An 11981-nucleotide genomic window follows, 5' to 3' on the forward strand; every position below is an offset into this window, starting at 1 on the left:
GCTCACCGCCGGGGCCCGGCCGCTGCTTTGACGGGTAGGGCCGGGCCCTGGCTTCCCTCCGAACCGGAAGGAAGATTCAGTGAAGCACGACGACGAGAACGAGGAGAGCGCGGCCGATTCCGGCGGCCCTCCTCCCCACGAGGTCACGTTGGTCGACCGGCCCGGCGGCTCCTCCGCCGTACGGTTCATGGACCGAGTCACTGGCTCGAAGCGACGGCCGGTCGTCCCGCCCTGGGCCCGCTCCTGGCGTGAGTTCAAGGCGGCCAGCTCCGGCGTGGCGGCGTACGGGTGGCACGTGGTGGCGTACCACGCGGTGCGTACGCCCTGGTACCAGCTCCGGCTCACCCTCCAACTGCCGCGGGGCACGGCCCGTTTCGTCGGCGGCGCGCTGCGGTGGGTTGCCGACGCCGAGGGGCAGCCGTTCCGCAGCGCGGCGGCCAGCAAAGAGGACATCGACTACTACCTGAAGCTCTCCCGGCAGCGTGACCGCCGGGTCAGGTGGCGTACGGTCGTCGCCCTGATGGCCTCCGTCGCCGGACTCGCCGCCGCACTCGCCTTATTTGTCCTGGCGCCCACATGGCTGCTAGCGCTGTCGGGTTACGTGGTCGCCACGGCCCTCGGCTGGCTGGGCCAGCCAGCCGACGAACCAGTGATCCACCGCGCCGTCGAGATCCCCAAGACCACCAAGCTCACGTCGAACATCGTCCTTCGCGCCCTCGGTGCCTTGGGTATCCAGGCGATCAACCAGGAGCAGGCGAAGGGCGGCCCCGGCTTCTCCTTCTCGGCACCCATCACACGCGACGGGCCCGGTTGGCTCGCCGAGGGCGATCTCCCGTACGGCGTGACCGTCACGGACGTCATCGAGCGCCGGGACAAGCTGGCTTCCGGCCTGCGCCGCCCGTTGGGCACGGTGTGGCCGGAGCCGGTGCCGGACGAGCACACCGGCCGCCTGCGGCTGTGGGTCGGTGATCAGGACATGTCGCAGGCACGGCAGGAGCCCTGGCCGCTTGCCAAGTCGGGCACGGTGGACCTCTTCCGTCCCGTGTCCTGGGGTACGGACCAGCGCGGCCGGTGGGTCGGCGTGACGCTGATGTTCATCGCGGGCGTCATCGGAGCCATCCCGCGGATGGGCAAGACGTTCCTGCTCCGGTTGCTCCTCCTCATCGCCGCCCTGGACCCGCGGGCCGAACTCCACACGTACGACCTCAAGGGCACCGGCGACCTGGACCCCCTCGGCCGCGTGGCCTACCGCCACCGGGCCGGCGAGGAGCCCGAGGACATCGCGTACGGCATCGCCGCTATGCGCGAGCTGCAAGGCGAGCTGCGTCGCCGCGCGAAGGTGATCCGGTCCTTGCCGCGTGATGTGTGCCCGGAGTCGAAGGTGACGACGGAGCTGGCCTCGAAGCGCTCCCTGGGGCTGCACCCGATCGTGGTCGGCGTCGACGAGTGCCAGGTGTGGTTCGAGCACCACAAGCACGGCGCGGAGTTCAAGGAGATCTGCACCGACCTGGTCAAGCGCGGCCCGGCTCTGGGGATCGTGTTCCTGCTGTCGACGCAGCGGCCGGACAAGGACAGCATCCCGACCGCGATCAGCGCCAACGCCTCCGCCCGCTGGTGTCTGAAGGTCATGGGCCAGGTCGAGAACGACATGGTCTTGGGCACCGGCGCGTACAAGCGGGGCGTTCGAGCGTCGATGTTCGCGTGGGGTGACAAGGGTGTCTGCTACTTCCTCGGCGAAGGTGCCGACGCCCGTATCGTCCGCTCCGCCAACATCGACGCCTTGCAGGCCGACGAGATCGCCCTCCGCGCCCGCGCCGCGCGGGAACGCGCCGGCACCCTCGCCGGACACGCCCTCGGCGAACAGCCGGAGGCCGATCCCGCTTTCTCGTACGACCTGTTGAGCGACCTGGCCGCCGCCATCCCGGCAGCAAAGCCGAAGCTCTGGAACGAGTCCGTGCTTGCCCGCCTGGCCGACCTCCGCCCGGAGGTCTACGACGAGTGGAACACGGACCAACTCACCGCCGCCTTGCGCCCGTACGGCATCCGCACGGTCCAGGTCTGGGGCACCACCGAGGACGGCAAGGGCGCCAACCGCCGCGGCATCCGCCGCGATGACATCCTCCGCGCCATCGCTGAACGTGACGGCAGCGCAGTCGCTGCCTGACTAGCGGGGGCCGCTAGACCTAGCGGGCACCCCTGCTAGGTCTAGCACCCCCGCTAGCACATCAATGCGCCGCTGACCTGCTTCCTAGCGTCTAGCGGCCCTTCTCTCCCACCCCCTGATCCCGGCCCTGAGAGGGGTTGTTGTGTCCTCCCTGCTCTCCGCTATGCCCGGCATCCTCATCGTCACCCTCTGCTACGCCGCGCTCTGCGCGATCAGCCCGTTCGGAAGCTGCCGCCGCTGCCGGGGCTTCGGCTTCCGCATGCGCCAGACCCGCCGCGGACGGCTCGTCCGCGGCCGGGACTGCCGCCCCTGCCGCGGCAACGGACGCCGCATCCGCTTCGGCCGCCACGTCTACAACTCCCTCTCCGGCATGCGCCGCGAAGGCACCCGCTGACCCCGAGGAGTCCACGTGACGATCACGATCACCGCACTCGCCCTGTTCGGCCTCTTACTGGCGCTGCTGATCCGCTTCCGCGCTGTCGGCGTCCCCGCCGCCGTCGTCGCCCTGCTCTTCGGCTTCTACCTCTCCCGCACCGGAGCCGCCGACTCCATCGACCAAATCATGACCGCACTCGCCGACGCCGTGAACGACGCAGGCTGAAAGGGGACGCCATGAACGAGCCCGAGACCAGCACGGACACCGCGTACGCGAACGCCCCGAGCATCGCGTGGGAGATCTCCTGGGTCCTGCGCGCCCTCCGCAAGTACCCACTGAGCCACGGCATCGACCGCGAATTCTGGCTCCGCAAAGCGGCGCTCCTGGACCGCATCGCGCTCCGCGAAGAGGCCACGTTCACCCCCGACGCCGCCGCCGAGGCGGTCACCGCCGCGGGCCGCGCCGCGCGCCAACTCGCCGACTACGACGCCTCGTTCCACGGCCTGAGCTTCCGAGGCGAGGAACTGGCGACGGACGAGGACTTCCGCGTCTACGTCCGCCGACAGTACGAGGCGGCTCACACCGACCTCGGCTGACCAGGGCCCGGGGCAGCGGCCGACGGGTCAACGAAGCCCGCTGCCCCGGCCTCCCATCCCATCAGGAATCAGGAGGTGTCTTCAGGATGCCCTACGGCTCCACCCGCCCACTGCACCACGCCGCAATCGCCGCCGCCGAACGTGGCTGGCACGTCTTCCCCCTCGTCCCCGGCGCCAAGCGCCCCGCCGTCGCCGCGTGGGAGCAGCGCGCCACCGTCGACCACACGCGCATCACGCGCTGTTGGTCGAGCGGCGCGTACAACCTCGGCATCGCCACCGGCCCCTCGCGGCTGGTCGTCATCGACCTGGACGTGCCCAAGCACGACGACACCCCGCCGCCGGGTACGCCCGCCGGAGTGGTCGACGGCGCGGACATGCTCGCCGTCCTCGCCGACGAGCACAGCCAGCAGCTCCCGACGCAGACGTACGCGGTCCGCACCGTGAGCGGCGGCACGCACTTGTACTTCACCGCACCGGCGGCTAGCCGGCTCCGCAACACCGCCGGGAAACTGGGCTGGAAGATCGATACCCGGGCCGGCGGCGGGTACATCGTCGGAGCCGACAGCACCATCGGCCGCGAGCGATACACGATCCTCCACGACGCGCCGCCCGCCCCGCTCCCGGACTGGCTCGCCGAACTCCTCACCCCTGCCCCGCTGCCGCCGCAGCGACCAGTTCCGCTGCCCGAGTTGGGCCCGCGGCGGCTGAGCGCGTATCTGCGCGGCGCGATGGAGGGTGAGTGGCAGCGGGTCACGGGCGCCCCAGTCGGCACCCGCAACACCGCCCTCTACCGCGCCTCTGTTGCCCTCGGCCAGCTCGTCGCCGGAGGCGAGCTGGGCACCGGGGACGTCACCGCGTTACTCGCCTCCGCCGCCGTAGGCGTCGGCCTCGACGAGCGCGCCGCCCACCGCACCATCGCCTCCGGCCTACGCGCGGGCGCCCACCGGCCCCGCACGGTCGCCCGGAGGGCAGCCGCATGACGCAAGACCCGGTCACCCTGCCCCACCTGTACTCCGTCCCACCCGGACCGGAGCCCAGCCCTCTGCAACCGGCACAGCAGCGCATCCGTACCGCCTGGACCGCTGACGAGCTGATGGCCACGGAGTTCCCGGAGCCGCGTTGGGCGGTGCCCGGGATCATCTCCGAGGGCGTGAATCTTCTGGCCGGCCCGCCGAAGGTGGGCAAGTCGTGGCTCTCCCTCGGCCTGGCCCTGGCCGTCGCCGCCGGCGGACAGGCGATGGACAGCATCCCCGTGGACGGCGGCCCCGTGCTCTACCTGGCGTTGGAGGACACCCCGCGGCGGCTCCAGACCCGCATGCGTAAGCTCCTCGACTCCAACCGCGCACCGGCCACGCTGACGCTCGCCACCTCCTGCCCGCCGCTGCCGCAGGGCGGAGGGGAAGCCATCGCGTAGTGGGTCGAGCGGCACACGGACGCCCGCATGATCGTGATCGACGTGTTCGCGAAGATGCGCGGCCCCTCCGCCCCTGGCGCCTCGGCCTATGACGCGGACTACGCCGCGGTCGGCCACGCCAAGCGGCTGGCCGACCACTACGGCATCGCCGTCGTCCTGGTCCACCACGTCCGCAAGGCCGCCTCCGACGACTTCCTTGCCGAAGTCTCCGGCACCAACGGCCTGGCCGGCGCCGCCGACGCAACGTTGGTCCTGAAACGCTCCCGCGGCCAAGCGGACGGCGTCCTGCATGTCACCGGCCGCGACGTGGACGAGGCGGAATACGCCCTGCGCTTCCACGCGGGCGCCGGCGCCTGGCAGCTCCTCGAAGGCCCCGCCGCCGACCACACCCTCAACCAGACCCGAGCGGTCATCCTCCGCTACGTCCGCGACCACCCGGGTGCCAAACCCAAGCAGATCACCCAGGCCACCGGCCTGGCCCCGGACCTCGTCCGGCAGACCTGCGCCCGCATGGCCAACGACGTCCAACTCATCCGGCAGTCCGGCGGCTACGTCGTCCCGAACCGCGAGGAGGCACAGGAGTGATCAGTCACACCCGTCACAGCGTCACCGCCGCCGGAGCACGTGCCCGTCACCTCAAGCTCTGCGAAGTGCTCGAAGAACTGGGTATGTCGCGTGCGGCCTTCTACCGGATGCGCGCTCGCGGCAAGGCCCCGCGGTGCATCAAGCTCCCCAATGGCCAACTCCGTTTCCGCCGGGTCGACCTGGACGCCTGGCTTGAGTCGTGGACGGAGGACCTGGCGTGCTGACCTACGACGCTGACATCTGGTCCATCCGCAAGCGGGCTGGACGGCCGAAGCCGTATGAGCTTCGGTGGCGTGTCGGCTCTCGTCGGCACTCCAAGAGTTACAGGCTCAAGACGCAGGCTGATGGGCGCCGCTCAGAGCTGATGTCCGCGCTCAGAAATGGTGAGCAGTTCGACGAGGAAACGGGGCTTCCGGCACGCGAGTTGGCCGCGCGTACCTCGCCCACCTGGTTCGAGCACGCGACGGCGTACGCGCTGATGAAGTGGCCGCGCGCCGCCGCCAAGCATCGTGAAGGCATCGCGGATGCGCTGGCCGTCATCGTGGCCACGCTCGTCACGACCACGCGGGGCGCGCCCGCCCCCAAGGTGCTTCGTGCGGCGCTCTACCAGTGGGCATTCCGTGCGTCGAAGACCACTGACGGCGTATGGGTGTCTCGTCACGCTGTTGAGGAGCCCCCGGCGGACGTCCGCGGCGCGCTGTCGTGGATCGCGGGCCACTCGATGAAGGTCAACGCTCTGGAGAACCCGGAGCTGCTGAGGCCGACGCTCGAAGCGCTCTCGCGTCGGCTGGACGGCAAGAAGGCGGCGGAGAACACGGCACGCCGCAAGCGCATGGTGCTGAGCAACTTCCTTCGGTACACCGTGGATGAGAAGGGATTGCTGTCCGCGAATCCGCTGCCGCGGGTGGACTGGACACCGCCGGACACGGGCGACGAGATCGATTTTCGGTACGTTCCCGGTCCCTCGCTCGCCCGCTCGTTCCTCAAGGCTGTGAGCGAGACCGGGGTGCGTGGTGAACATCTCGAAGCCTTTTTCGGATGTCTCTACTACGCCGCGATGCGTCCAGCCGAGATTGCCTCACTCAAGGAGGAGGACTGCAAGCTGCCGCCGGACACTCAGGCAGCCGCCGACGAGTGGGGAGAACTCTTGCTCGGGGAAAGCCGCCCGGAGGTCGGTGGCGGTTGGACCGACGACGGCGCCTCGTTCGAGGTTCGGAGCCTGAAGCGGCGGGCCCGTGGGGCGACGCGTTCCGTTCCGATCCCGCCTGTCCTCGTGCGGATGCTGCGGGCGCACATCAATCGGTACGGCACGGCCCCGGACGGCCGGCTGTTCCGTGCGGCTCAAGGCGGACGGGTCCGGTCAACCGAGTACTGCGGTCTGTGGGACACAGCACGTCGGGCCGTGCTGCCGGAGAAGGACGTGGCGACGCCGCTCGCGCGGGTGCCCTACTCGCTGCGGCACGCCGGTGTGTCCCTGTGGATCAAATCTGGGGTCGACCCCGTCGAGGTCGCCCGCCGGGCCGGACACAGTGTTGCCGTGCTGTTCCGGTTCTACGCCAAGATTCTCCGCGGCGATGAGGCCCGTTCCAACCAGCTCATCGCGAGGCAGCTCGCGGAGGCGGATTAAGAAATACCACGATAGGGCTCCTGTCACCTGGCACTCGGCCCGAACCTGCCTCTAGTGACGTGCGCAGCCGTCAAAGAATATTGAAATTCCCCGGAAGCGCGCGCATTGTATCGTGGCCAGGGCCGATGAACCGGGGGCGTACTTGGACCCTACCGCCAGCGCAGAACTCCTGGTTTGATCGTGATCCGTGGCGCCGCCGAGCTGTAATGATGTCTTGCGTAGTTGCGCACCAATCTGCCCGGCGAATGCGCTGCTCAGCAGCAACCACCGGCAGTCGGACTGTGTCCCCAGCCCTGACATGATCGGGTATGCGGCACGGGCTCATCCTTGAGTGGTAGGGGTGAGCCCGTCCGTATCCGCCGATGTGTGGGAATCTGCCGCCGTGAGCCACGCAAGCATCTGGCGGAGCCGGAGGCGGCGTGGGGGGTAGGTGCTTGGGTCAGCAATCAGCTCGCGCATCCAACCTGCGGCTTCTTGAGTAGCTTCGGCTGCCTCGAGATCCATCAGAAGTCGCAACTCCGAGTAGCTCTGCGGCGGGTAGGAGAGGCTGACTACGTATCGCCACACATCCAGTGCGGCAGCTCGTTCCCCCCAAGCCGCCAGGCCTTTCGCAACGTCACATTGATGTGACACGTGGAGCTTAGAGTGAGTCTTCACTGTATCAACAATATATGGAATTACTTCCCGTCCCTCGAACGCCCCGAGGATGTCCAACGCGAGAACTATGTTCGCACCACTTGCGGTGCCGAGAGAGATGAGTTCGCGAGCGAAGCCGCAGGCTGCTGCGCCAACGGGTGGCGTTCCTACCTCTGGTTCCCTGAGAGCGTCCAGCACGCCATGTAGCCAAGCGCTATTAGCATCCAAGCCAGACGATTCCACCCAGATGCTCTGCAGTCGAAAGGCCGCGTCACTCACGACCTTTAGTAGTACGCCGGCCGCCTTCTCATAGCCACCTTTGGAAAGGTTAGGGGTGCGCAACGCGCATTCGGCCAGTTCCCCTGCTTCTTGCCGTGCTCCTACCTCAAGCATCGCCGCCGCAGCATCAGCTCTGGAATAAGCCTCTAGCAGTCGTCCATGGCCGATTCTCTCCATGACCTGCTCGGCCGTGGCCGCGCCCCCAGCCGCCAGCCATGCGGACACCACTTCGCCGCCGCAGTAGGCTCCCCAGCGGTGTTCACCGAGCACCTCCTGAGCCCAGTCGGCGATCTCTGTGTCCTCTAGGAAGGCGGCCATGGACGACAGCAGTTCTGCCGGCGTGTCTACGTCGTGTCCCAAGTCTGCGCTGCTACTCGTGAAGGCCTTCATTACTCTAGAACGGCCCTCTGCGCCGCGCACCTTGATCCATATGTCAGCCGCCGATGTCAGTGCTACTGCGTCGGACGTACCCGAGCTAAGTACCTCCTCTGCAATGCTCGCGGCCGCGGTCGGTTCTGCAAACTTCGCAAGTATTTTGGCGACGGCTGCCCGGCCACGTTGGTCCGCTGCCGGACGATCGAGCGCCAGCTGCGCCAGGATTGCTGCCTCGGCGGGTGTAGCCTTAATCCAGGCTTCTGCCGCTTGCTCCAGGTCGAATGTGTCGGCCTGCGGGTGCGCCAGCACTTTGCGAGCAATCTCCGCGACTTCCTGTGGTTGTTCAAGCCGTTCGAGAGCTGTCGCGACACGAGCCAGCAGGTAGGTCTTGTCATGCGGCTCCTCCGCGACGGCCCAGGCCCGTCGACGTACTAGCTCGCGCGCTCTCTCACTGATGGAGCAGGCCACCCGAGCAGCCACTGGAATGCCTCCGTAGATCCATCCGAGCACCGAGCTGAGTAGTTGCTCGGCCACGTCCGCGGCGCCCGCTTGGCTGTACGCCTCGACGGCATACAGCCGAAGCATTGGGTTCAGGTTCTCCGCCGCAGCCATGCGCTCGAGTCGCTGGAGAACGCCCGGTTGCCCGCCTAGAGCTCCCAGTACTTCAAATGCATCATCCCGGATTTCATGATGATTTCGAGCTACAGCTTCGAGGCGATCGAGGATCAGTGCTTGATTCTCCTCATGGAGCGGAACGCCCTCAGCCAACAATAGCCCCGCCAGTAATGGCCGCTCATGATCTCCCCAGGTGCCGAGCAGCAGCTGGTCCACGATGAGGTCCGCTGCACACTCGTTGCGCTCGGACCACATCAAGAAGACGAATATCGCATAGGTTCGCTCGTCACCTTTAAAGGCCCGTTGAAACCATTCCTCAATATCTGGAAAATCGGGAGAGATCTCTAGTGCGTACGATTGAGCTGCCATGAATTCGGCGAAGGAATGGTGGAGGAACCTGTAGCCCTCTTCATCAGGAACTAGCAGTCCAGTGCCCTGGAGAAATTCTTGAATCTCGGTCTGCCAGCCTACCGGCAGGCTCCTGTTCTCAGCCGTATGCTCTTGCACCCACTCAAAGGCCGCTTCCGATAGTTCTCCCGCGCCGCTGATGCGGCATCTACCTATCACGCCCAGTAACTCGCGCTTGTGTTGGTCGAGCCAAAGATGAAAAGTGTGCCGCTCGGGATCGTCACGATAGCGTTGATTCAAGTCCGTGCGGAATTTGGAGGCGCTTGCACCGCGTGTCAATAAATGATCACAGAAGCGCCGGTAAAGGCTCAGTCGACTGGTGGGTAGAGGGCGGGATCGGTCAACGGTTGCGTTTACGGCAGCGATCGTTGCAAGCAGGGGATTTCGCACAAGTTCGTTCAAACGACCGTCTTCGGTCTCTTTTAGGAATCGGTCGGCGGCGGCCCGGGCTCGTTCCTCGTTATATTCGTACTGTGCTGAAAACCATTTGTGCGCGAAGTCCCGCAATTCATCGGGGCCGAAGGGTTCTAGGTCGTATGCGCCGACGAGGGCCCCACGCAGGGGCGCGAGTTCGAACTCCGGCAACGGGCGGCTGGTCACCAAGAACCGATAGTCACTGCCGGCGCGGGCGTGTTGCGCGATCGTTCGGATGACTCCCGTGCGAGCGTCACGGTCCGCTACCTCATCGAGCCCATCCACCATGACGAGCCACCTCGCGCCTTGGACACGCCCGGAGAACAGGCTGGGGTCAGGGTCCGCGACCAGACTATGGCCAAGACTGCGGCGGGCCGCCTGGCAGAGCACTCCGCTCCATGAGCCACCCTGCTCAACAAGGGTGCGTGCCGCGACGCGGATCGGGAGGACAGGTTCAGAGGTCGGTGCGTCAAGACTGCTTTCCTGGCGCAGCCAGACCCTGGAGAGAGTCCACGCCACATGACTGGACAGGGTTGACTTTCCCGCGCCCGGCTCTGCCGTGATCAAAAGGTGTTCGTGTCGTGCTAGCGCATCCGGTACGGGCAATATGGAATCGAGGGCTTGCGCGCCGTCACCCCGACCGGGCTGAGCTGTCCGTTGCGCGCTGATGCCATCCGGCCGAGTATCACCTCGGGCAGAGCCGTCCCCGCTGCGAGATGAGGCACGAAAACGCTGCCGAATGTACACCGCGGAGAGCGGCGGCTCCTCCACACCGAGTTTGTCGTAGGGTAGCCGCTCCACGGCCCGGCTCTGTGCCTCCAACAGGTTGCGCAAGGCAAGCTCCGGCAGGGGTAACTGGGTCCAAGTGGTGAGACGAGGCATCTCGGCGGCGTGGCGGGCCGCTGCCGCGCGATCCGCGGCTTCCTTCGCCCTGAGCCACAGTGGTTCGACCTCGGTAGGGTCACGCCGCAACCCGACTGCCAGGGCTCGGACGACTTCCAGCTTCAGAAACCTAGACGCACCGTGGATGCCATAGACGACGTTCTTGTGGGCGATCTCCGCGCGGACCACGGCGTTCGGGCTCTCATAGCCCGCGTCGGCCATCGCCTGGCGGAACCAGGAGGCCAGTTCTTCCAGTTCGGGGTAGCGCTTAGCCCCGCCATCCTTCGGCGGACGTCCTCCGGCCATGGATCCCCCCACCACATCAGCGACCCGGTTTCCTGGGATTTCCCCAGCCTAGAGGGAAACCCATGCCGACTTGGAGAGTTGGAGCACCCCAACCCACCATCGCCTCGTTGACCGGGAGATCGTCATGGGATCACTGGAAGCTCCGCACCCCGTGTTGTTCCTCGTGCTCGCCGCACTGAGTGCCATCGTCTCGCTCCTGCGAGCGTGGATTCAACATCGCACTGTCATACAGGTGGAGGAGGAGCACACCAGGCGGGTGCGGCTTGCTGTGGCGGATGTTACGAGCGGGCATCGAGCGGAAGTAGTAGCAGCGTGCGCTGAGTTGGAGGCCGCGACCTGGGTTGTGCGTTCTACACGGGGGAGGCGGTCACATACAGGTACGGTCCGAAGTCCCTGAGTGCGTGTTCAACCGATCATGTTCGGTTGAACGACACGTGTGGAGCGGGTTCTGCTGGCCCACGCATGGCCCATACGCACTGGTCCAACCTGGGATTCGGTGCGCCAAGGTGAGACAGCCCCAGCTCAGCAGGGGCGCCGTCCGGACGCGGCGGTGCCCCTGCTGAGCTGGGGCTTTGTCGCGTGGGGCGGAGAGTGTGGGATTCGAACCCACGGTGACGCAGGACGCCACGCCGGTTTTCAAGACCGGTCCCTTAGGCCGCTCGGGCAACTCTCCCTGCCGCCGCTCCGCGGCGGCAGGGACCAAGGCTAGCGGTTCGGGTGGCGGCGTGGCGGGCGGGATGGCGGTGGGGGGTGAGGGGGGGGTGGGGTGCGTTACGCGGATGCGGCGGCGGACGGGTCCATCCAGAAGATCTCCCACTGGTGGCCGTCCGGGTCCAGGAAGCTGCGGCCGTACATGAAGCCCTGGTCGTTGGGCTCGTTCGCCACGCCGCCGCCCGCGGCCAGCGCCTTGTCGACGATCTCGTCGACCGCCTCGCGGTTGTCGACGCTCAGGGCGAGGATCGCCTCCGTCGACGTGCCGGTGTCCGCGATCTCCTTCTTCGTGAAGCCCTTGAAGAACGGCTCCGTGAGGAGCATCGCGTAGATGTCGTCGGAGATGACGAGGCAGGTGGCGTTCTCGTCGGTGAAGTTCTCGTCGAAGCGGTAGCCGAGGGCGGTGAAGAAGGCCATCGAGCGGTTCAGGTCCTTCACGGGCAGGTTGACGAAGATCTTGTGCGGCATCGTGGTGGCCCCTCTCCGGGCTGCGGTCGTCGGCTTCTCGGGCCGCTTACACAGGGGTAGACGGCGTGGGGGCGGCCGACTCATCGGTGGGCCGGCCCGTCTCCCGGATTTTCGCCGAGGGGCCC

9 protein-coding genes, 1 tRNA gene and 1 pseudogene are annotated in these 11981 nt (G+C 67.0%); 8 read left to right on the forward strand and 3 right to left on the reverse strand.

All coding sequences use genetic code 11. The features are described 5' to 3' along the window. Positions 1-79 precede the first annotated feature (79 nt). From FB457_RS32355 to FB457_RS32390, 8 genes and pseudogenes are all read left to right on the forward strand, one after another. Positions 80-2164 carry an FtsK/SpoIIIE domain-containing protein gene (locus tag FB457_RS32355; protein ID WP_145784172.1) on the forward strand — a complete coding sequence of 695 codons (2085 nt, stop codon included), beginning with the start codon at positions 80-82 and terminating at the stop codon, positions 2162-2164. Positions 2165-2306: 142 nt separating this feature from the next. Continuing rightward, positions 2307-2558 carry a hypothetical protein gene (locus FB457_RS32360; protein WP_486589219.1) on the forward strand — a complete coding sequence of 84 codons (252 nt, stop codon included), beginning with the start codon at positions 2307-2309 and terminating at the stop codon, positions 2556-2558. A 15-nt stretch (positions 2559-2573) separates the two neighbouring features. Continuing rightward, positions 2574-2765 (forward strand): hypothetical protein, encoded by a 192-nt coding sequence (locus FB457_RS32365; protein ID WP_145784175.1) that lies wholly within the window; start codon positions 2574-2576, stop codon positions 2763-2765. Between the two features lie 11 nt (positions 2766-2776). After that, positions 2777-3136, forward strand: a complete 360-nt coding sequence (locus FB457_RS32370; RefSeq protein WP_145784177.1) for a hypothetical protein — start codon at positions 2777-2779, stop codon at positions 3134-3136. An 86-nt stretch (positions 3137-3222) separates the two neighbouring features. Beyond that, entirely contained in the window at positions 3223-4116 is an 894-nt protein-coding gene (locus tag FB457_RS32375; RefSeq protein WP_145784179.1) for a bifunctional DNA primase/polymerase, read from the forward strand. Further along, a pseudogene (locus FB457_RS32380) lies at positions 4113-5135 on the forward strand (AAA family ATPase). Before FB457_RS32375 ends, FB457_RS32380 begins: the two are co-directional and overlap by 4 nt. Beyond that, positions 5135-5359: a helix-turn-helix transcriptional regulator gene (locus FB457_RS32385; protein WP_486589221.1), complete on the forward strand. Its 225-nt coding sequence runs from the start codon at positions 5135-5137 to the stop codon at positions 5357-5359. Before FB457_RS32380 ends, FB457_RS32385 begins: the two are co-directional and overlap by 1 nt. Next, entirely contained in the window at positions 5353-6762 is a 1410-nt protein-coding gene (locus FB457_RS32390) for a site-specific integrase (RefSeq protein ID WP_145784181.1), read from the forward strand. Before FB457_RS32385 ends, FB457_RS32390 begins: the two co-directional genes overlap by 7 nt. A gap of 321 nt (positions 6763-7083) precedes the next feature. On the opposite strand, the gene FB457_RS32395 is transcribed toward FB457_RS32390, so the two are convergent. The 3 genes from FB457_RS32395 to FB457_RS32405 all read right to left on the reverse strand — a co-directional run bounded on the left by FB457_RS32395 (position 7084) and on the right by FB457_RS32405 (position 11856). Beyond that, on the reverse strand, positions 7084-10677 hold the full coding sequence (locus FB457_RS32395; protein WP_145784183.1) for an NACHT domain-containing protein: 3594 nt from the start codon (positions 10675-10677) through the stop codon (positions 7084-7086). 585 nt (positions 10678-11262) lie between these two features. Next, a tRNA-Ser gene (locus FB457_RS32400) sits at positions 11263-11350 on the reverse strand. A 98-nt stretch (positions 11351-11448) separates the two neighbouring features. After that, positions 11449-11856 carry a VOC family protein gene (locus tag FB457_RS32405; protein ID WP_047016687.1) on the reverse strand — a complete coding sequence of 136 codons (408 nt, stop codon included), beginning with the start codon at positions 11854-11856 and terminating at the stop codon, positions 11449-11451. Positions 11857-11981 lie beyond the last annotated feature (125 nt).

The sequence above is a fragment of the Streptomyces sp. CNZ287 genome (assembly GCF_007827615.1).

What these genes read in the sequence shown, in the direction of transcription:
- FB457_RS32370 (WP_145784177.1), top strand. Translation starts at nt 2,777, where the DNA reads ATGAACGAGCCCGAGACCAGCACGGACACCGCGTACGCGAACGCCCCG.
- FB457_RS32375 (WP_145784179.1), top strand. Translation starts at nt 3,223, where the DNA reads ATGCCCTACGGCTCCACCCGCCCACTGCACCACGCCGCAATCGCCGCC.
- FB457_RS32395 (WP_145784183.1), bottom strand. Translation starts at nt 10,677, where the DNA reads ATGGCCGGAGGACGTCCGCCGAAGGATGGCGGGGCTAAGCGCTACCCC.
- FB457_RS32405 (WP_047016687.1), bottom strand. Translation starts at nt 11,856, where the DNA reads ATGCCGCACAAGATCTTCGTCAACCTGCCCGTGAAGGACCTGAACCGC.